Source organism: Wenjunlia tyrosinilytica (assembly GCF_014646055.1).
Taxonomy (GTDB): Bacteria; Actinomycetota; Actinomycetes; order Streptomycetales; family Streptomycetaceae; genus Wenjunlia; species Wenjunlia tyrosinilytica.
In genome coordinates this window covers 54,320-74,083 of the sequence record NZ_BMMS01000006.1, presented here as the reverse complement: position 1 = coordinate 74,083, position 19,764 = coordinate 54,320, and the positions used below count along the sequence as shown (strand labels likewise).

Annotated in this window: 15 protein-coding genes; 5 read left to right on the top strand and 10 right to left on the bottom strand. The window is 71.2% G+C overall.

The genetic code is table 11. The features are described from left to right. Positions 1–31: 31 nt before the first annotated feature. The gene (locus tag IEY86_RS08475; protein ID WP_229698246.1) at positions 32–1,921 is read right to left on the bottom strand and encodes a Dyp-type peroxidase; all 1,890 of its coding nucleotides are present in this window, start codon (positions 1,919–1,921) and stop codon (positions 32–34) included. A gap of 4 nt (positions 1,922–1,925) precedes the next feature. Further along, positions 1,926–3,791 carry a galactose oxidase early set domain-containing protein gene (locus tag IEY86_RS08470; protein WP_189130931.1) on the bottom strand — a complete coding sequence of 622 codons (1,866 nt, stop codon included), beginning with the start codon at positions 3,789–3,791 and terminating at the stop codon, positions 1,926–1,928. Between the two features lie 483 nt (positions 3,792–4,274). Here IEY86_RS08470 and IEY86_RS08465 point away from each other — a divergent pair, with 483 nt between their 5' ends. Next, the gene (locus IEY86_RS08465; RefSeq protein WP_189130930.1) at positions 4,275–5,810 is read left to right on the top strand and encodes an ATP-dependent DNA ligase; all 1,536 of its coding nucleotides are present in this window, start codon (positions 4,275–4,277) and stop codon (positions 5,808–5,810) included. A 250-nt stretch (positions 5,811–6,060) separates the two neighbouring features. Here the strand turns inward: IEY86_RS08465 and IEY86_RS08460 are convergent, their stop codons facing one another. The 7 genes from IEY86_RS08460 to IEY86_RS08425 form a co-directional block, all read right to left on the bottom strand. Next, positions 6,061–7,488, bottom strand: a complete 1,428-nt coding sequence (locus tag IEY86_RS08460) for a lamin tail domain-containing protein (protein ID WP_189130929.1) — start codon at positions 7,486–7,488, stop codon at positions 6,061–6,063. A gap of 342 nt (positions 7,489–7,830) precedes the next feature. Continuing rightward, positions 7,831–8,616, bottom strand: a complete 786-nt coding sequence (locus IEY86_RS08455) for a chitosanase (RefSeq protein ID WP_189131084.1) — start codon at positions 8,614–8,616, stop codon at positions 7,831–7,833. A 240-nt stretch (positions 8,617–8,856) separates the two neighbouring features. After that, a complete protein-coding gene (locus IEY86_RS08450; RefSeq protein ID WP_229698245.1) occupies positions 8,857–9,681 on the bottom strand; it encodes a heparin lyase I family protein in 825 nt (274 codons plus the stop codon). Positions 9,682–9,913: 232 nt separating this feature from the next. Next, entirely contained in the window at positions 9,914–10,405 is a 492-nt protein-coding gene (locus IEY86_RS08440) for a hypothetical protein (RefSeq protein ID WP_189130928.1), read from the bottom strand. Between the two features lie 419 nt (positions 10,406–10,824). Next, a complete protein-coding gene (locus IEY86_RS08435; RefSeq protein WP_373286975.1) occupies positions 10,825–11,316 on the bottom strand; it encodes a BlaI/MecI/CopY family transcriptional regulator in 492 nt (163 codons plus the stop codon). A 155-nt stretch (positions 11,317–11,471) separates the two neighbouring features. Beyond that, the gene (locus IEY86_RS08430) at positions 11,472–12,308 is read right to left on the bottom strand and encodes an undecaprenyl-diphosphate phosphatase (RefSeq protein WP_189130927.1); all 837 of its coding nucleotides are present in this window, start codon (positions 12,306–12,308) and stop codon (positions 11,472–11,474) included. A gap of 104 nt (positions 12,309–12,412) precedes the next feature. Further along, positions 12,413–14,152: an MFS transporter gene (locus IEY86_RS08425; RefSeq protein WP_229698244.1), complete on the bottom strand. Its 1,740-nt coding sequence runs from the start codon at positions 14,150–14,152 to the stop codon at positions 12,413–12,415. 248 nt (positions 14,153–14,400) lie between these two features. Between IEY86_RS08425 and IEY86_RS08420 the strand changes: the two genes are divergently transcribed. Next, positions 14,401–14,676, top strand: a complete 276-nt coding sequence (locus IEY86_RS08420; protein ID WP_189130926.1) for an isoamylase early set domain-containing protein — start codon at positions 14,401–14,403, stop codon at positions 14,674–14,676. A gap of 126 nt (positions 14,677–14,802) precedes the next feature. On the opposite strand, the gene IEY86_RS08415 is transcribed toward IEY86_RS08420, so the two are convergent. Then, positions 14,803–15,435: an LAETG motif-containing sortase-dependent surface protein gene (locus IEY86_RS08415; protein WP_189130925.1), complete on the bottom strand. Its 633-nt coding sequence runs from the start codon at positions 15,433–15,435 to the stop codon at positions 14,803–14,805. 305 nt (positions 15,436–15,740) lie between these two features. On the opposite strand from IEY86_RS08415, the gene IEY86_RS08410 reads away from it, so the two are divergent. From IEY86_RS08410 to IEY86_RS08400, 3 genes are all read left to right on the top strand, one after another. Then, on the top strand, positions 15,741–16,700 hold the full coding sequence (locus tag IEY86_RS08410; RefSeq protein ID WP_189130924.1) for an NAD-dependent epimerase/dehydratase family protein: 960 nt from the start codon (positions 15,741–15,743) through the stop codon (positions 16,698–16,700). Positions 16,701–16,859: 159 nt separating this feature from the next. After that, positions 16,860–18,533: a carbamoyltransferase family protein gene (locus IEY86_RS08405; protein WP_189130923.1), complete on the top strand. Its 1,674-nt coding sequence runs from the start codon at positions 16,860–16,862 to the stop codon at positions 18,531–18,533. Further along, positions 18,530–19,597 (top strand): glycosyltransferase family 2 protein, encoded by a 1,068-nt coding sequence (locus IEY86_RS08400; protein WP_189130922.1) that lies wholly within the window; start codon positions 18,530–18,532, stop codon positions 19,595–19,597. Before IEY86_RS08405 ends, IEY86_RS08400 begins: the two co-directional genes overlap by 4 nt. Positions 19,598–19,764: the final 167 nt, after the last annotated feature.

Genomic DNA, 19,764 nt, shown 5'->3' with positions numbered 1-19,764 from the left:
CGGTCGCTCCGGAGCCCGGGGCCAGGCCGGGTCAGTGGGCCGTGCCGGTCTGCCAGATCAGATTGCCGTCGCTGGTGTAGATCGCGACATTGCCGTCGGTCTGGACGACCAGCCGGGCGCCCGGGTTGCCATGGGTGCGGGACTTCCACAGCGGAGCGTCGCTCTTGTTGAAGATGACCAGGTCGCCGTCCTCCTGCAAGGTGGCACGGACACCGCCGGACCCTTTGGTGTTGGAGGACCAGCGGACCTGCCCGCGCTCGTCCAGGACGACGAGGTCACCGTCCTGCCGCATGACGAGCTTGGCCTTGCCCGCGTCGATCGAGTCGGTCGGCGCGGAGCCGGAGCCGTACCCGCCGCCCGAGCCCCCCGAACCGCCGGAACCGGCTGCCCAGAGGGTGAACGGGGCGGTGACGACCTGGTCTCCCGCCGGTCCGCCCTCCTCCAGCCTGCCGTCGGCGAGCATGTCGAGCGTGGACAGCGACGGCGTGAACGCGTACACCGCCCCCTCGGTCCGCACGAACTGCTCGAAACGCAGCTTCCTGCCCTTGAAGTCCACGTCGGTCGGGATGCCGACCATGGGGTCGGAGCCGACCGAGGGGACGCGCCGGGGGAAGTCGGGGTCGTTGATCCAGTCCTTCTGCATGAACTCGAACTGCCGGACCAGGTCGGACTGGTAGGAGACGAAGACCAGGCCGCGGGGCGCGTCCGGGCCGTTGGCGTCCGCTGCCGCCGGGTCGAACGGCTGGCCGTAGGGGATGCCGCGCCGCATGATCCGCCTGCCGTCGAGCTCGCCCTTCTCCGGCACGAACGGCCCGCCGGGCTTGAGCACCAGACCGTCCCTGGGGCTGGTCTTGCGCAGGTGGGAGAACAGCGGAGTGATCTCCCCCTCGGGGTCGTCGCGGTAGCTGATGTCGTTGTCCGACCACGCCTCCGCGTCGCTGGGCATGTCCGCGTGCGGGCACTTGGCCACCGGAGTGCCCGAGCGCCAGCGGCCGACCAAGCGGGCGGCCAGCCACTCGGTCGTGGCCTCCGGCGGCACGGCCTTGGCGTTCTTCAGCTCTTTGAGCCGCGCACCGACCTGCGCCCACCAGCCCGGGACGTCCTGGGCGAGCCGGCGCACCACCTGGAAGGAGCCGTTCTCCGCCCACCGCGGCATGCCGGAGGGGCGGTTGCCGACCCGTTCGAGGCCGACGACGAACTCCCCCGGCGGGATGAGCCGGGTGCCGGGCTTGCCCTTCTCGTACTCCGGGTTGTCCGGGTCCGGCTCGTCGAAGCCGAACACGGCCGGCTCGCTGATGCCGTCCTTGAAGCCGAAGTGCTCCTTGCCCCTGCGGCTTCCCTCCAGGGTCGTGCCGTCCTGCTCGAAGACGATCACGATCTTGTGCGTGGCGGCCTCCTGGCGCTCCTGGCTCAGCGCCGCCCGCATGTCCTTGGCCTGGTCGGCGGCGATGGTCAGCACCGCGTGGACGACCTGTCCCTTGCCATTGCCGAACAGCCAGTTCTCCGGGGAGTTCTCGCCCGTGTCACCGAGCGTTCCCGCCCGATGGGCAGGGCCCTGGACGAATGCCTCCTGGGTGCTCGCCCCGGGGGGATTGGGCAACGGGTCCTTGCCCGCCAGGATCCTCAGACCCTCGTAGGTGAAGCTGACGCTGCGCCACAACGCGTTCAGTGCCTTGGGGTCGTCGCCTCCGGAGTGCTTGCGCGCCTCGCTGAAGGCGGCGTTGAAGGTCGCCACCTGCCGGGTCGTGGCGATCCTGGGCCGGAGCCTGCGAAGCCAGGTGCGCGCCCGCTGCTCGTCCTCGAACTTCAGCAGGAGTAGCTGGACGTTGTCCTTCTTGAACCCGGCCAGCACATCGCCCTGGATCTCCCTGCTCTCGCGCAGGGGCAGACCGGTTGTCGTCGTGGTGGTCGCTCCCGCCATGGCGCTAGCTCCTCGCCGGGCCGAAGGAGAGCCACTTGGCGACGCTGGGCACGCCCTCCTCGTTGAGCAGGAAGAGCATGTAGTAGCCGGGAGGGGCCGCGGCGGACGAGGGCGGGGCCTGGAGCTCCAGCTGCCCGCTGCCGACGTTCTTGATCCGCAGCTCGATGTGCCGCTGGCTGGTGTTGACCGAGTGGGTGGCGGTCGTGGGCGCCAGCAGGACGGCCCGTTTGACGTCCCGGGCGGAGGAGGTGGACACGGTGAACCGCTCGTCGTGGGCGAGGGGCCCCATGGGCACCGCGCCGAGGTCGGGACGGGCCCCGTTGTGCAGGTAGGCGGGCTCGTAGATCTCGATGCTGCCGTTCATGTCGTCCTTGATGTCCGGGTCGTTGGCGATCTGCTGGAGCTCGTCTCCGGTGATCATGACCCGTCCGTCCGGCATCACGACGGCGTTGGAGTGGTAGCCGCGGGGCAGGCGCTGGACCGGGCCGAGCTTCCAGTCGCCCTGGGCGTCGCGGGTCTCGATCTGGCGGTACTTCAGGTCCGCGTTGGGGTTGTAGGGGCCGTTGCCGTAGTCGCGGATGTCGAAGGCGCCATTGACCGTCAGAAGGTTGCCGTCGGGCATGAGGAGGGTGTCGTCCTGGGTGCGGCCGAACGCCCTCGGCTCCTGGGTCTTCCACTTGTTGCCCGAGACGAGCTGGTAGGTGTTCGGGTCGTTGCGGTCGCCGCCGAGGACGAGGACGGAGTCCGGGCCCCTGAAGCCGCCGGGCAGCGGCACGGCGGAGCCATAGGTGCGGTTGGTGCCGTCGATGCGCGGGGGCAGGTCGGCGCGGGTCTCGTTGACCGGGTCGAAGAGCCACTGCTGGTCGAAGTCGCGGCCGAGCCCGTAGATCTTCCCGTCACGCAGGGAGAACAGGTGCGGGTAGTCGGTCTTGAACGGGGCGTCCACCTTGAAGCGGTCCACGGGAACGAACCGCGGGGTGTCGGTCGGGCTCGTCGGGACCGGGCGGTTGAGCGCGGGGAAGCGTTCGACGACGGGGGTGGGGGTGCCCCAGCCGAGCTCGGACTGGCCCGACATGATCAGCTGACGTCCGTCGGCGCCGGTGACGACGGAGGGGTACCAGCGCCCGACGGACATGTCCTCGTTCATCGACCAGGTCTCGGTCCACGGGTCGAAGACGAGCGAGAGCTTGGCGCCGGTGCCGCCGTTGCCGCCGAGGTTGCCGCCGAAGACGCCGAGCATCCCATTGGGCAGGAAGGCGTGCCCGGCGCAGAAGAAGGGGGCGGGGCGCGCGGTGCCGGTGCCGTCCGGCATCACGACGGAGGGCGGGGTGACCTTGGTGAACGCCGCCGTGCCGGTGCCCTTCGACGGGTCCCACAGGTAGGCGCGGCCGGCGTTCTCGGGGCCGATCACATTGGTGGGGGCGGGCTCCTTGGTGGGGTCGGTCTCGACACGCTCGAAGGAGAACAGCAGGACCTTGCCGGTGGGCAGCTGGGCGATGTGGGCCCCGAAGTCCGGGGAGGGGAAGTACTCCCTGAACTGGCCGGAGTCCTTGGGGTTGAAATTCTTGTTGGTGGTGGCCTGGGACTCGGTGAGCGCCTTGAGGCGGGCGGTACGGGTCGGCTGCGGGTAGTCGGCGAGGGCCTGGGCCTGCTCACGGGTCCTGGCGTGCGCCTCGGCGTGCTCCTTGCCGAGCACGGCGGCCTCGTCGGGCTCGGCATGGCCGGGACGGTGACCGGCCGCCGGGGTCGCGGCCTCCTGACCGGCGTGGTCGTGGGCGGAGGAGGGGGTGGCGCAGACGAGGGTGGTCGTGGTGAGCGCGGAGATCACGGCGCATGCCGAGATCACCGCGGAGAGTCTTCCGCGGGACATGGTGCTGCTCCTCATGAGTGGGGACACGGGGGCACAGCGATACGGCGCGCGGGGACGGCGCGCCTTTCGCAGGGGACAGTGGTCACGTACGGTGAGATAAGATCACAATAAGCAACCATCTGCTCCGGAGCGGGTGGCGGGAGCGGGCGTCGGGAGCACCGGACGCAGCGCTACCAGCAGCCCCGGAAACCGGAACTGACGGGCCGTGGGCCGAGTCGCGGATGCCGCTCCCGCTCGGGAGGGAGCCGCGGCTTTTTCCTCCGGACGGACGCGTCCGCCCGGTACGAGCGGCAGCTCTGTCCGGGGCGACGAACCGGCGGGAAAGGCGGCGGGAAGTCCCACTCCCGGCGGGGTCGAAGCCCCCGACGGCAACCCGCCCAGCCCCGGCGGAGCCGGTTTCGGGCGGGAGCGGTTTCGGGCGGAGCCGGTCACGGGCGGGAGCGGTTTCGGGCGGGGGCGGAGCCGGTGGGGGACGATGGGGGCATGTTGCTTGCCGAGCTCGCCAGGACCTCCCGTGCGGTGGCCGCCACCTCTGCCCGGTCGGAGAAGGCGGGCCTGCTCGCAGAGCTGTTTCGGCAGGTGGAGCCCGAGGAGGCTCCCGTCGTCATCACCTACCTCTCCGGAAGGCTGCCGCAGCGCCGGACCGGGGTCGGGTGGAGCACTCTGCGCGAGCGGCCGGCCCCCGCCGACGAGCCGCGGCTGGCGGTGCTGGAGGTGCATGAGGCCCTGAGCCGCATCGCCGCCGTGTCCGGAAAAGGCGCCACCGCCGAGCGCAGGCGGCTCGTGGGGGAGCTGATGTCCGCCGCCACCGAGGAGGAGCAGGACTTCCTGCTCCGGCTGATCGGCGGGGAACTGCGCCAGGGCGCGCTGGACGCGCTCGCCGTGGAGGGCGTGGCCGCGGCGGTCGGCGCGGCTCCCGCGGACGTCCGCAGGGCGGTGATGCTGGGCGGTTCGCTGGGCGCGGTGGCCGAGGCACTGCTCGACCGGGGCCCGGAGGCGCTTGCGGACTTCCGGCTGGAGGTCGGCAGGCCCGTGCTGCCGATGCTCGCCCAGACGGCGAAGGACGTGGACGAGGCGCTGGACCGGCTCGGACCCTGCGTCGTCGAGGAGAAGCTCGACGGCATCCGGGTGCAGGTGCACCGCGTCGGGGACGAGGTGCGCGTCTACACCCGCACCCTCGACGAGATCACCGGCCGCCTGCCGGAGGTGGTCGCCGCGGCCAGGGAGCTGTCGGTCGACCGGGCCGTCCTCGACGGCGAGGTCATCACGCTGGACGATCAGGGACGGCCCCGGCCGTTCCAGGAGACCTCCTCCCGCGTCGGTTCACGGCGAGGCGTCGAGGAGGCCCGGGCGTCCATGCCGCTGTCGCCCGTCTTCTTCGACCTGCTCGCCGTGGACGGGCGAGACCTGCTGGAGCTGTCGACCCAGGAGCGGTGGGCCGAACTGGCCCGGGTGGCGCCCGATCCCCGCCGGGTGCGCAGGCTCGTGGCGCAGGATCCGGCGGACCCGGGGACCCGGGAGGCGGCGAGGAGCTTCGCCGCGGACGTCCTCGAGCGCGGCCACGAGGGCGTCATGGTCAAGGCCCTGGACGCGCCCTACAGCGCGGGCCGCCGCGGGGCGTCCTGGCTGAAGGTCAAGCCCGTGCACACCCTCGACCTGGTGGTGCTGGCCGCGGAGTGGGGCCACGGGCGGCGCACGGGGAAGCTGTCCAACCTCCATCTGGGCGCGCGGGCCGAGGACGGCACTTTCATCATGCTCGGCAAGACCTTCAAGGGCCTCACCGACGTGCTCCTGGCCTGGCAGACCGACCGCCTGCGCCAACTCGCCGTCAGCGACGACGGCTGGGTGGTCCGGGTGCGGCCGGAGCTGGTGGTGGAGGTGGCCTTCGACGGACTGCAGCGCTCCACCCGCTACCCGGCGGGGGTGACGCTGCGCTTCGCACGAGTCCTGCGCTACAGGGAGGACAAGACGGCGGCGGAGGCCGACTCCGTGGACACGGTCCTGGCGCTGGGCGGTTGAGGCCGCGCAGAGCGGTTGAGCCGCACCGGACGCGGACGGCGGGCACGGGCGACAGACGAACGGCTCCGGCCGGAGGCCCCCCGGCACGCCGAGGTGCAGCGGCGAGTCGGCGACGGTGGGGTCGCGGTGGCCCGGCCCCCGGCCGGGCGCGTCGATACGGTCGAAGGCCGTGGTCCTCGCGGACCACGGCTTTCGACGTCCCTGCGGCACCCAGGGCGGGGCGGCTGGAGGCCGCCCCGCCCTGCTGGTGTCAGGGGATGCAGTTCAAGGTGCCGGCGCGCAGTGCGTGGCCGCCGTCGTTGCCGTCGTCGGACCAGACGGCCTCCTTGCGGCCGGACGTGCATGCCGTCTCGGGGGCGAAGGCGAGGCCCTCGTTGTTCAGGTTGGGCATGCCGGCGGGTCGGTTGAAGGTGTGGGTGAGGGCGAACTTGCCCTTGGCGTTGATGTCGAAGGTCTTGGTCTGGCCCTGGCAGGTGTCGTCGCAGGCCACCCACAGGTGTCCGGTGGCGGGCTCGAACTCCAGGTCCATCACGGCGGGAAAGCCGCTGGTGATGGTGGCGACGGGGGTGAAGTCGTCGCCGGACTGGTCGAGGGCGTAGGCGTGGACGCTGCCGTCGTCCTCAACGCCGACGAAGACCAAGCCGCTGCCGTGGCCGGGGTAGGTGGCCGGGTCGTAGGCGGCGCCGGTGCGCTCGTCGCGGAAGCCCTGCGCGGTCAGGAACGAGTCCGGGATGAACGAGATGGCCTCGGGTCCGTCGTTGTCCGGCAGGTCGGGCAGGTCGGAGGTGAGGTCCCACTCGGCGGTCGCCTTCAGCGAGGACGCCTTGGAGGAGGCATCGAAGCGCAGGACCTTCGGCAGGCTGGAACCGTCGCCGTCGCGCTCGGTGGCGACGAACAGGCCGTCGGGAGTGAAAACCACGCCCTCGGCGTCGGGCTCGCCCTTGCCGTTCGCGTAGCGCAGAGTCTTGCCGGATCCAAAGCCGCCGGCCTTGTCGGGACGCCAGTTCGCGCCTTTGGGCACAAGCCGGTAGAGCTTGCTCGGGCTGTTCTGCACCGCCCACAGCACGTCCGCGTTCTCGAAGGACAGACCGCTGAGGTTCTCCCCGAACACGTTCGAGTCGTCGGCGACGCTTACCGACGCGCCGCCGGGCAGCGTGGTGCGGGAAGTCGGGTCACCGCCCCCGCCGCCGCAGGCGTTGGCCGCGCCCTTGGTCGAGGCGGTGGTCTTGGTGAACGCGCCCTTACCGTCCGCGCACCGCCCGAGAGTGGTGGTGGCCTGGTTGGTCCAGGTGTGGGAGTCCACCAAGGTGGAGCCGTCCGCCCGGAACAGCCGCGCCGCGTCCGAACTGCCCAGATCTAACGACGGCTCGACGTTCAGCGCCAGGAACGCGCCGGGAGCGATCGACTCGTTCTTGCCGATCTTGTAGGAGTGGGAGTCGTCGTCGTCCTTCACGATCCACCCGGACACATCGACCGCGGCGGTTCCCGTGTTGACGAGCTCGACCCAGCCGCCGGGGCTGCCGCCGCCCGACTCGATCTCGTTGATCCGCACCGTGGACCGATACTGCGCCGAGGCCGGAGCGTCGAACTCTCCGAGGGCGAGCAGGGTCAGGCCAACGGCGAGGAGGGGCAGGGCAACGGTGGTGATGTGGGCTCGTCTTCTTAAGTGCTTACCCATGATGGCCGGTCCTCTTTTCAGGGATTTGGTCAGGGGAGGAGCGCGCTCACACTCCGGCGGCGCTTGGGCGCACCGGCGATCGACTGAACGCGCTACGAACAATGCGGGCAGGTCCGGACGGACCTGCTCCACGTCGCGACTGACCCCGCCGGCAAAGAGGGACCTCCAGGGCCTCCTTGCTCAAGATCGTCACTCAGCGCCAAAAGCTGTTTTGTTCTTCCCAGGACCGGCTTAGGACAGGCGGGGTTGAGACCGCGCCCGATCCCGGCCGCATGAGGAACAGCCGGGACCGGGTGCTGCGACGCCGCGGACGCGCGAGGCGCCACGACGCCACGGCGGTTGCTAGCTGTCGATCTCGTACGAGTCGCCGTACACCTTCCACTTCAGCGGCGTGTTCAGGTCGAAGTTGCCCTTGTTGAGGAAGACGCGCTGCTCGGTGTCGACCCGGCTGGTGTCGGCGTGGGCCTCCTCGTGCTTCATCGCGACCTTGCGGGCGTCGAGGAAGGCGTTGAGGTAGGTCTTCTCGTCGCCGCCCTGGGACGGCGGCTTGGCCTTCTTCAGGGCGTTCTTGCGGATCGAGCCGAAGCTGTCGCGGTCGCCGTCGTCACCGTGCATGACGATGGCGTCGTAGTACGCGAACTGGCCCAGGGCCCGCAGGCCGTCCTTCTTGGCCTGGCTGACGGCCGGGTTGAAGTAGACGCGGTCGCGTTCGTCGTCCTGGGCCTTCTTGAAGGCCGAGTCGGAGGCGGCCTTCTCCCAGTCCCTGGTGAAGTTCGGGTCCAGACCCGAGTGCGAGTCCGAGCCGTTGACCTTGCGCAGCGCCGGGAGGTACTTGGCGAGGACGTTGCCCGGCTTGCGGTCGGTGTACAGCTCCACGAGGTCGAGCATGTCGCCGGTCCCGGAACAGAATCCGATGATCCCGGCCGTGTAGCCGCGTTCGTCGCCGATGTCCTCGATGTACTTGTACTGGGCCTTCCAGTCCAGCGAGGAGTTCTCGGCGCTGGACACCAGCTGCATCGCGATGTCCTTCTTCTGCGGGTCGTCGAGGCCGCTGCCCGCCGCCTTCGCGACGACGGTGGTGGTGGTGTGGGTCTTCGACGGCTCGGCGGCGTTGCTCACCGTCATCATCGCCAGCGGCACGGACACCGCGGCGACGAGGCCGGTCGCCAGGACGACCCTGCGACGTACGCGGGGTCGGTTCTCGTGGGTTTGCTCCACGTTGTTCTCCGTTTTCGGAAAGGGTTCACGGCAGCATCTGTTAGGAAAGTTTCCTGTCGGATGTGGGCCATATTGAAGCACTGCCGGAAGCAGGCGCCAAGGGGTGTGGAGTTATTCGTTTCGCTTGTGGAGCGGATCGTTCACGCCCACTCAGGTCCGCTTGAAGGCCTTGAAGTCCTTGAGCAGCAGATATGTGTCCCGGAGGCCGTCCTTGTCGTTGAGGGACCGGTAGATCCCCCACTTCGGGCGGGCACGGTCGGGTCCGAGCCAGGTGTCCAGGCCGCCCTTGGTGACGTCGATCGCCTTCGACGCACCCTTTTTGACGGTCCAGTGGACTTTGCCCGCCGTGCCGTCCTTGAAGGTGACGTCGAGTTGGTTGGTGATCCAGTGGTTCCACAGCGGGGCGAGATCGGTGCGCGCCACGATCTTTCCGGAGGACTCGGAGTTCAGTTCGATGGTCGGCTTTCCCCCGCTCAGGCGCAGAGAGAGCGTCATGATCGGAGCGGTGCCATTGCCCGGCTCCTTGAATTGCATGATGTGGGTAAAGCTCTTGGTGGCCCGCAGCGTGTCGGGGATGAACATCGAGTACGTGAACCGCCAGGTCTGGCCCTGAAGGATCTCCAGGTTTTTGCCGCCCGCGTGCATGCCCTTGACCTCGTTGCGCTGCCGGTCGGTGGAGCTGTCGCGGTCGCGAAGATGCATGTCGAAGCGGTAGGCGCCGCCCTTGACGTAGATGTGCTTGACGCCCGCGTGGGAGCCCGCGCGGTCGTCCTCGACGCCCTCGAAGGCGCCGAGTCCGTCCTTGGCCGGACCCGGCTGCCACATCGGCTTCCACGTCGGGGCGGCGGCAGGCGCGTTGACGGAAGCCATGGCGTGAGTACCGGCCACGGCTATCGCCGAGACGGCCACGGCCGACCCCGCGAGGATGACGGCCCTGCGCTTTGCGGTTCCGCCGCGCAGTTGGGGATGTGCCACTGAGATCTCCTACAGATGTGGGGGGTTGGCGGACGGCCGGCAGTGGTCAGACCACCGGCCGCCATCCCAGCAGAGGCGCGCGGGCGCGAGCCATCCCGATGGCGTGGATTTTAAGTTCCCTTAAGGCTGGCTTGAGCCGGCGCCCCGGCTGGGGAGCGCGGGCATGCCGACAGGGCCCGGTCCTGGTGGTGTGGTGATGGACCGGGCCCTGCCGAAGTGCGGTGGTGCCGGACTACTTGATGTCGGAGATCTTCTTCGTGGCCAGGTCGGCCTGGACGTGGATCTTGGTGACCACGCCGCCGCCCCAGGTCAGCTTGACGGTGGCCCAGGTGTGGCCCGCGCCGCTGCCGTCGGAGGTGACGCTCCACTTGGAGGGGATGCTCTGGGCGCGCAGCACACCGTCCGCGTGGTTCTTGTCCTCCCACTTGGCGAGCTTCTTCTGCAGGCCCTTGGTCAGGTAGAACTTGCGCAGTTCGGTGGCGAGCTTGCCGCCGCCCTCCTCCGAGCCGGCGTCGATGTAGGCGCCGTAGAAGTCGTTGATCCGGGTCAGGGCGGAGTCCGGAGTGCCCGACGCGGTGGGTGCCGCAGCCGCAGACCGCGTGTGGGTCGCGGCACCGTGCTGCGTGCCCGCGGCCTGCGCCGTGGCGACGGCGGTGAGCGGCAGCAGGACGGCGGCGACGCCGGTGGCCACGACGGCCTTGCGGGTGATACGGCGCTTGCTCATGTATGTGTCCCCTCTTCCCCCGGCTCGGTGACATTCCGGGTAGAGCCCTATGAAAGGTGCTCTCTGCATGTGTCACTCGCATTGACGCCTGTTCCGGCGGAAACGGTTCCCGCCCCCGAAAGAAACTTTCACTCGCGCGCCCCGCCGGCCCCTACGGGGGCGGTGGTCCGGCCACGCGGGAAGGAGGGGGAGGAGCGGTCGGCGCCGCGGGCGTCCGTGGGAAGCCAGGATCAGGAGGCGGTCCAGGAGGTGGAGGAAGTCACCGGTCGCCTCGGCGGCACGAGGACGGGGGCCAGGCCCGGAGCCAGGACGGCGGCCACCGCCAGGCGGCGGGCGGGGGCGGGGGGCGGGACGGGCCGCGGAATGTACGGCCGGAGTGAGAGCGCCGGCGGCACATGGACGTCGAAGCGCACGGCGCCCTACCCCTCGGCCGGAGCCCTCGCGGGGGCCTGTTCGGGAGACCGCTCGTCCCGCTCCTCCGCCGTCCGCCGCGCACGGTCCTCGGCGGCGAGGAAGGCGCGCAGGGCCGCCTCCTCGTCGGGGCCGAGCCCGGAGACGAACTGCTGGAGGGTGGCGATGGGGTCCGGCCCGCGCTCGAGCGCCTTGTGCATCGCCTCGGCGGAGAGCTGTGCGGCGTTCTTCGCCGGGCGGTAGGCGCCCTTGCGGCCCTCGGCGTCACGGATGACGAGGGCCTTGTCGTACAGGCGCTTGAGGATGGTGTGGACGGTGTTGTAGGCCAGGTCCCCGCCCAGCTCGGCCTGTATCTCGGCCGGGGTGAGGGGGCGGTCGGTGGCCCAGAGCGCGGCCAGGACCTCGCTCTCCAGCTCTCCCGGGCCCCGCCTCGCCGACGTGCCCATGGGTCCGGTGCCTGCGTCCATGGGTCCGGTGTCCATGGGTCCGGTGCCTGCCATGTCTGCACCTTACAGCGCGTAGGGTCCCAAGCGGCGGATCACTCGCCGTGCCCCTCCGGGGGCGCCGCACCCCCGTCGCAAGCCGCCGCGACCCCGCCGCCGGGTCGCCGCGACCCCGCCGCGGGGCCGCCACAACGCCGCCGCGGGGCCGCCGATCAGGCGCTGATGACGTTCGCGCCCAGGAGCCCGAAGAGCAGGACGCCGATGATGATCCGGTACACCACGAAGGCGTTGAACGAGTGCTTGGCGACGAACTTCAGCAGCCAGGCGATCGAGGCGTAGGCGACGACGAACGAGACCACCGTGCCGACCGCCAGCGGGCCGAGCCCCACCCCGCCGCCGGTGGCGTCCTTCAGCTCGTACAGGCCGGCGCCGGTGAGGGCCGGGATGGACAGGAAGAACGACAGACGCGTGGCGGCCACCCGGTCCAGGTCGCGGATGAGCGCGGTGGACATCGTGGCGCCGGAGCGGGAGAAGCCGGGGAAGAGCAGGGCGAGGATCTGCGAGGAGCCGACGATCATGGCGTCCTTGAAGTCGATGTCGTCCTCACCGCGCTTGTGGCGGCCCATCTGGTCCGCCGCCCACATCACGGCGCTGCCGACGATCAGGGAGCCCGCGACCACCCAGAGCGACCCCAGCGGGCCGTCGATGAGCTTCTTGGCCGCCAGGCCGACGGCCACGATCGGGAGGGTGGCGTAGACCACCCACCAGGCGAACTTGTAGTCGTGCCGGTCGCGCAGCTCCGGGTTGCGGATGCCCTGGAACCACGCGGAGACGAAGCGCCGGATGTCGCTGAAGAAGTAGACGAGGACCGCGGCGATCGCCCCGACCTGGATCACCGCCGTGAAGCCGACGACGGCGTTGTCGTCGACCGGGATGTCCATCAGCCCCTCGGTGATCTTGAGGTGCCCGGTGGAGGAGACCGGTAGGAACTCGGTCACCCCTTCGACGATTCCGAGAACCACGGCTTGCCCGAGACCGATCGCGCTCAATTGACCCATCCTTGCGGCGTCGTGGGGCAGGGTCCGCAAGGAGCCTGCAGTCCTCCGCGCACCCTACACCACGTAGGGTGCGCGGGATGCCGGGGCAGGGACTGTCAGGGCCGGTCGGAGGGCCGGTCGGAGGGGTGGTCGGGCACCTCGGGCGGAGGCCGCGCGGAGGGATCCGCCCGGGTCGAGTCTGCCGCAGTCGGGCCGGTTCCGGAAATGTCCCCGGCGTCCGCCGGACCGGCGCCGTCCTGAGGGACTCCACCCCGAGGCATCCCGCCCCGCGCGGCCCCGTCCTGCGCGGCCGGCGCCGCGCCGTCGGCGGACGCCATTCCCGGCACCGCGCCCTGCAGCCGCTCCAGGTCGGCGGCGCGCACTTGGATGACGAACAGGGCTACGAGGAGCCCCACCACCGTGAACACCGCCGAGGCCACGAACGCGGTGCTGATGCCGTGGGCCAGTATCCGGTCGGCCCAGGGCGGTGGGAGCACCCCCGTGCGCTGGAACTGGGCGCGTTGCAGCGGATTCGCCTGCGAGAGGAACTGCGGCACCTGGTCCTTGGCCTCGTTCCGGCTGGCCGTGCCGAAGACGGTGACCAGGATGGACAGGCCCAGGGAACCGCCGACCTGCTGGGTGGCGTTGAGCAGGCCGGAGGCGGCGCCGGCCTCGTGCGGGGCCACTCCGGAGACCGCCGTCAGCGTCAGGGAGACGAACTGCAGGCCCATGCCCGTGCCGAACAGCAGCATCGGCCCGAGGATGCTTCCGATGTAGGTGCTGTCGACGTTGATCCTCGTCAGCCAGATCAGTCCGGCCGCGGCCAGCAGCGCGCCGATCACCATCATCGGCTTGGGCCCGAACCTGGGCAGCTGCCTGGAGCAGATCCCGGCGCCCATGACGACGACGGCGCTCACCGGCAGGAACGCCAGACCGGCGCGCAGGGGGCTGAAGTGCAGGATGTCCTGCACGAACAGGGTCAGGAAGAAGAACATGCCGAAGATCGCCGCGGCGAGGCTGAGCATGATCCCGTAGGTGCCCGCCCGGTTGCGGTCGGCGAACATCTTCAGCGGGGTGATCGGCTGCCTGGAACGCCTTTCCACCGCGATGAACAGCGACAGCAGGACCACGGCCGCAGCGAACGCGCCGAGGGTCAGCGGGTCGCGCCAGCCCTCCTGCGCGGCTCTGATGAATCCGTAGACGAGCGAGACCATGCCGAGCGTCGAGGTGATCGCTCCGGTGAAGTCGAACTGCCCCGGACGGCGCTCGGACTCGTTGACGACCCGGGGTGTGGCGAGGGCGATGGCCAGGCCGATGGGGACATTGACGAAGAAGACCCACCGCCAGTCGAGCCACTCGACGAGGATCCCGCCGAGGAGCAGGCCGATGGCGCTTCCGCCCGCGGAGACGGAGGCGAACACGCCGAAGGCCCGGTTGCGGGCCGGCCCTTCCGGGAACGTCGTGGTGATCAGCGCCAGCGCCGTTGGGGAGGCGATGGCGCCGCCCACCCCCTGGAGCGAGCGGGCCGCGAGGAGCTGGCCGGAGTTCTGGGCGAGGCCTCCGAGGAGCGAGGCCAGGACGAACAGCAGGACACCGAAGATGAAGACCCGCCTGCGGCCGAGGATGTCACCGGTGCGGCCACCGAGGAGCAGCAGGCCGCCGAAAGTGAGCGTGTACGCGTTGACCACCCAGGACAGGCTGGTGGTGGAGAAGTGGAGCGCGTTCTGGATGTGCGGGAGCGCGATGTTCACGATGGTGATGTCCAGGACCACCATCAGCTGGCACGAGGCGATGACCGCAAGCGCCACGCCGTTGCGCTTGCCGGTCGCCGCCGGAGAGTGAGAGGTGGTCGACATGGCCGATCCTCCACTGTCGGCATCGGCGATCAGCGGCGTACACCTAGAACTAGACAGTAGATCTCATATGGCGCGAAAACAAACGTTCGCCTCATACACCCCAAATCCACCCCGGCCGCGTCGACGTGGGAGCCGTCCGGGTGAACGGTGGGGCGCGGTGGCCCCGCCAGGACGGGTACGCGGGGGCCGGGGGCTCAGGATCTGCTCCAACGCCCCGGATCCCGGATCAGCACGAAGGAGCTGCCGCCATGTTGGAGCGCACTCTGCGCAAGAACCGCTGCGAGGTCACATTCGTGGTGCCCAAGGACTACCCGTGCGGACAGGTCAGTGTCGTCGGAGACTTCAACGACTGGCAGCCGGGCGCCCACCCGCTCACCGAGCGCCCCGACGGCAGCCGCGCGGTGACGGTCGCGCTCCCGGCCAAGCAGCGTTTCGGCTTCCGCTACCTCGGTGAGGGCGACCACTGGTTCGACGACGACCGCGCCGATGGCCACGACGGGACCAACTGCGTGGTCCAGACCTGAACGATCCCGACCCGTACTGAGCGGACCCGAAGACAAACCCCGCACGAGCACCGAGCCCGACGACCGCCGCCGCGGTCGTCGGGCTCGGTTGTGCGGTGCGTCAGCGACGGGCGCCGGTGACCCCCGTCACCGACCGCTCGTGCGGCGCTTGCGCGTGGCCACGACGACCAGCCCGGCGCCCGCCAGGAGCGCCGCACCGGCGACCCCGGCGATGATCGGGGTGCTGCTGGACGCACCGGTCTCGGCGAGGTCGCCCGGCGTGCTGGAGCCCGCGTCGGGGGTGTGGGCCGGGGCCGACGGCGCCGCGGACGACGGCGTGCTGCTCGGCGTCGGGGCGGGCTTGCTCGGGGCGGGCTTGCTCGGCGTGGGGCGCGGCGAGGGGGACTGGGGGGTGTCCTGGCCCTCGCACACCGGCGAGACCTTGGTGTCGTCCTTCGAGAACTGCGCTCCGTCACCGGCCTCGACGACCAGACGGATGCTCACCTTCGCGTGGTGGGTGGGGATGTCCACCACCTTGTGGAACTCGCGGCCGAACGTCCGCGTGGGCAACAGGTCCTTGCCGTCGGCCGTGATGGTCACCTTGTTGGTGACACGGGGGTTGTACGCGGTCAGGTCGACGGTCACCTTCGAGCAGTCGACCGTCCACACCGGTGTGTGAGCCGACGCCGGGGTGGCCATCACCCCGGTGGCCAGCAGGGCGGTGAGGCCGACCACGCCTATCGCGCCTGCTCGCGTCCGTCTTCCACCGGCAACGCTCATGGGTCCTCCAAACGAGGTGGGGGTACGGCGCGGGGGAGGGCCGCACCGAATATGAGCGGCACCGTACTCCTGGGTAGAAACGGCTCTCACGCGCCCCCCGCCAAAGGGTCCCGGCCTCCGGCCGGGTGACGGCCGATCGGGCGACGGAGGCCGCGGCGGACCCCGGACGGCAGCGGGGGCGCGGCGCAAACCGCTCCCGGCTGAGGTCGCGGGGTGACCACCGGTCGCGCACCGTGGGAGTCCGGAGAAGGCGACCGCGGGCCCGCAGGCGCACGGTCGCCCTCCACCGACCGTCTGGAGGACCCATGCCGGTATCCACCCCGCGCTGGCGCAGGGCGGTGGTCACAGGAGGAGCCGGCTTCGTCGGTTCTCACCTGTGCACGACCTTGATAGACAGCGGCACGGCCGTCGTGTGCGTGGACGACTTCTGCACGGGCTCGCCCGACAACGTGGCCCATCTCGCCGACCGCGACGGATTCTCCCTGCTGCGCGCGGACGTCACCCGCCCCTTCGGCGTCGACCGTCCCGTCGACCTGGTGCTGCACTTCGCCTCCCCCGCGTCCCCCGGGGACTATCTGCGGCTGCCGGTGCACACCCTCGAGTCGGGAAGCCTCGGCACCCGCAACGCGATAGCCCTCGCCCGCAGCCACGGGGCCCGTTTCGTGCTCGCCTCCACCTCGGAGGTGTACGGCGATCCTCAGCAGCACCCGCAGAACGAGCGCTACTGGGGCCATGTCAATCCGGTCGGCCCACGCAGCGTCTACGACGAGGCCAAGCGCTACGCCGAGGCCCTGACCACCGCCGAGATCAACGCCCATGGCCTGAACGGGGCGATCGTGCGGCTGTTCAACACCTACGGCTCCCGTATGAGGGCGCACGACGGCCGGGCCGTTCCGACCTTCATCCGGCAGGCCCTGGCCGGGGAGCCGCTGACGGTGACCGGCGACGGCGGCCAGACCCGTTCCATCACCTATGTGGACGACACGGTCGAGGGTGTGCTGGCGGTGGCGGCCTCCGACCTCGCCCAACCGGTGAACATCGGCAACCCCGCTGAGATGACGGTCCTCCAACTCGCCCGGCTGGTCGTCGAACTGACCGGCTCCGGCTCCGGGATCGAGTTCGTCGAGCGCCCGACGGACGACCCGAGCGTGCGGTGCCCGGACATCGGCCTGGCCAGGGACAAGCTCCAGTGGGAGCCGCGTACCCCGGCTGTCGAGGGGCTGACCCGGACCATCGCGTGGTTCCGCGAGAACCCCGAGAACTGAGAACCCCGAGACCTGCGAAACCCCGAGACCTGCGAAACCCCGAGATCTGAGGACCCCGGGACGGAGAACCCGAGACCTGCGACCCCCGAGAACCGACCCCCGAGAACCCCACGAAAGGTCCCCGCCACGAAGGACCCAGCCCCACGAAAGGCACCGGTCATGCGCATCCTGGGCATCAACGCCCTCTTCCACGATCCCGCCGCGGCCCTCGTCGTCGACGGGCAGGTCGTCGCAGCGGCCGAGGAAGAGCGCTTCTCCCGCCGCAAGCACGGCAAACGGCCCGTGCCCTTCTCTGCGTGGGAGCTGCCCGAGCGCGCCGCCGCCTGGTGCCTGGCCCAGGCGGGACTGCGGCCCCAGGACCTGGACGCGGTCGGCTACTCCTACGATCCGGCGCTGGCCCGGCCCGTGGACGAGCTCGGCATCGCCGACCCCTGGGACCGGCTGCGGCAGCTGTACGCCCGGCAGGCGCCCCAGTTCCTGGCCGAGGCACTGCCGGGACTGGAGGCGGGCACGGTCCGCTTCGTTCCCCATCACATCGCCCACGCCGCCTCCGCCGCGTACGCCGTGGACGGCGAGGCGGACCCCTCGTCCGTCCTGGTGCTGGACGGACGCGGCGAGGCCACCTCGCACCTGGCCGCCCGCCGGGTCGGCGCGACGCTCGAACCCCTCGCGGGCCAGGGCCTGCCCCACTCCCTCGGCCTGGTCTACGAGGAGCTGACGGAGCATCTGGGATTCCTGCGGTCCTCGGACGAGTACAAGGTGATGGCGCTGGCCTCCCACGGCAGGCCGCGCATGCTCGCGGAGCTGCGGCGGTACGTCCACGCGACCGGCGACGGCGGCTTCCACGGCTCCGGGGTCCCCTGGGCGCAGTTCACCGGTGCCAGGCGGCCCGACGAGGCATGGAGCCAGGACCACGCCGATCTGGCCTCCTCCGCCCAGACCGTCCTGGAGGAGGTCCTGCTCGACCTCGTCAGCTGGCTGCACGGGCGCACCCACGACCGCCTGCTGACCATGGCGGGCGGGGTCGCGCTCAACTGCGTGGCCAACTCCCGTATCGCCCGCGAGGGGCCGTTCGACCGGGTGTGGGTGCAGCCCGCCGCCGGTGACGCGGGCACGGCGCTGGGCGCCGCGCTGCGCCTGGCCGCCGACGGCGGGGACCCGGTGGCGCCCATGGGCGGCGCGGACCTGGGGCGGGGCTGGTCGGACGCCGAGCTGGAGGCCTGGCTGAAGACCGCCGGAGTGCCCCACGAGCGGCCCGCCGACGTCGCCGAGGCGGTGGCCGAGGCCCTGGCGGACAACGCGATCGTGGCCTGGTTCCAGGGGCGGGCCGAGTACGGGCCCCGGGCGCTCGGCCACCGGTCTCTGCTCGCCCACCCCGGCCACAGCGGGAATCTGGAGCGGCTCAACGACGTCAAGGGCCGCGAGCACTTCCGGCCGGTCGCGCCGATGGTGCTGGCGGAGCGGGCCGGGGCCATCTTCGACGGACCGCTGCCGAGCCCGTACATGCTGTTCGTCCACGACGTGGCACCGCGGTGGCGCGAGCGCATCCCCGCCGTCGTGCACGTCGACGGGACCGCCCGGATCCAGACCGTGGACGCGGCCGCCGAACCGCTCGTCGCCCGCATGCTCCAGGCGTTCGAGCGGCGCACCGGCCTGCCCGTCGTCGTCAACACCAGCCTGAACACGGCCGGCCGCCCCATGGTCGACGATCCGCGCGACGCCCTGGAGTGCTTCGGCTCCTCGCCGGTCGACCTGCTGGCCATCGGCTCCTTCGTGGTGCGGCGCGGCCGGATGTTCGACCACCACGGAACCGGCGGGGAGGCCCAGCGATGACCAGTCACGACCTGTCCTACGCGGTGGTGGTGCCCACGCTGGGCCGCCCCAGCCTCGACGACTGCCTGGACGCGCTGGCGCACAGTTCCGGTCCGCCGCCCCGCCGGGTCGTCGTGGTGGACGACCGGCCGCTGAGCGACCGCGCCCCGCTGCACATCGAGGTCCCCCGGCCGCTGCGCGACCGGCTGCACGTGGTCGCCGGGTGCGGGAACGGTCCGGCCGCCGCGCGCAACGCGGGCTGGCGGGCGGTGTCCGAGCCCTGGGTGGCGTTCCTCGACGACGACACGCTGCCGGGGTCCACCTGGGCCCAGGACCTCGCCTCCGACCTGGCCCGGGCGGCGCCGGACACCGGGGCGGTGCAGGGCCGGATCCACGTTCCGCTGCCCGACGGCCGTCCCCCGACCGACTGGGAGCGGGGGACGGCCGGGCTGGCCGCCGCCCGCTGGATCACCGCGGACATGGCGTACCGGCGGGAGGTGCTGGAGACGGTCGGCGGCTTCGACGAGCGCTTCCGCAGGGCCTTCCGTGAGGACGCCGATCTGGCCCTGCGCGTCCTCGACGCGGGCTGGCGCCTGGAGACCGGCCGCCGTACGACGGCGCATCCGGTGCGGCCCGCCGACCGCTGGGTGTCGGTGCGCGCCCAGGCCGGCAACGCCGACGACGTACTGATGGGCCGCCTGCACGGACGCGGCTGGTGGGCACGGGCCGAGGCACCGCGCGGCCGCCTGCCCTCGCACATGGCCGTGACCGCGGCGGCGGCCGGGGCGCTGGTCTGCGCCGCGGCGGGACGGCGCGGGGCGGCGGCGGTGTTGGCCGGGGCATGGCTCGGCGGCACGGCGGAGTTCGCGCTCGCGCGGATCATGCCCGGTCCGCGGACGCGCCAGGAGATCACGGCGATGGTCCTGACCAGTGCCGCCATCCCGCCCGTCGCCTGCTGGCACCGGGTCAGGGGGCTGATCCGGCACCACGACGCGGGTCCCTGGCATCCGCCGGGCTCCCCGCAGCCTTCGCTCGACCGTGTCCTGCCGGGCCACGGCGCGGACCCGGTGGGCTCCGTCCCCTGATGACGGACGGCCACGGACGGCTGAGGACCGTCGGCTGACGGGGACGAGCGGCTGAGAACGGACGGGCGACACAGAACGGACGGGCGACACAGAACGGACGGGCGACGCAGAGGCGGGACAGGCGACACAGAACGGACGGGCGGCAGAACGGACGAGTGGCAGGACAG

Bases quoted from the DNA above. Each gene is read 5' to 3' on its own strand.
- IEY86_RS08425 (WP_229698244.1), bottom strand. From the start codon at position 14,152: ATGTCGACCACCTCTCACTCTCCGGCGGCGACCGGCAAGCGCAACGGC.
- IEY86_RS08405 (WP_189130923.1), top strand. From the start codon at position 16,860: ATGCGCATCCTGGGCATCAACGCCCTCTTCCACGATCCCGCCGCGGCC.
- IEY86_RS08435 (WP_373286975.1), bottom strand. From the start codon at position 11,316: ATGGCAGGCACCGGACCCATGGACACCGGACCCATGGACGCAGGCACC.
- IEY86_RS08455 (WP_189131084.1), bottom strand. From the start codon at position 8,616: ATGATGACGGTGAGCAACGCCGCCGAGCCGTCGAAGACCCACACCACC.
- IEY86_RS08420 (WP_189130926.1), top strand. From the start codon at position 14,401: ATGTTGGAGCGCACTCTGCGCAAGAACCGCTGCGAGGTCACATTCGTG.
- IEY86_RS08400 (WP_189130922.1), top strand. From the start codon at position 18,530: ATGACCAGTCACGACCTGTCCTACGCGGTGGTGGTGCCCACGCTGGGC.
- IEY86_RS08475 (WP_229698246.1), bottom strand. From the start codon at position 1,921: ATGGCGGGAGCGACCACCACGACGACAACCGGTCTGCCCCTGCGCGAG.
- IEY86_RS08415 (WP_189130925.1), bottom strand. From the start codon at position 15,435: ATGAGCGTTGCCGGTGGAAGACGGACGCGAGCAGGCGCGATAGGCGTG.
- IEY86_RS08465 (WP_189130930.1), top strand. From the start codon at position 4,275: ATGTTGCTTGCCGAGCTCGCCAGGACCTCCCGTGCGGTGGCCGCCACC.
- IEY86_RS08410 (WP_189130924.1), top strand. From the start codon at position 15,741: ATGCCGGTATCCACCCCGCGCTGGCGCAGGGCGGTGGTCACAGGAGGA.
- IEY86_RS08460 (WP_189130929.1), bottom strand. From the start codon at position 7,488: ATGGGTAAGCACTTAAGAAGACGAGCCCACATCACCACCGTTGCCCTG.
- IEY86_RS08470 (WP_189130931.1), bottom strand. From the start codon at position 3,791: ATGTCCCGCGGAAGACTCTCCGCGGTGATCTCGGCATGCGCCGTGATC.
- IEY86_RS08440 (WP_189130928.1), bottom strand. From the start codon at position 10,405: ATGAGCAAGCGCCGTATCACCCGCAAGGCCGTCGTGGCCACCGGCGTC.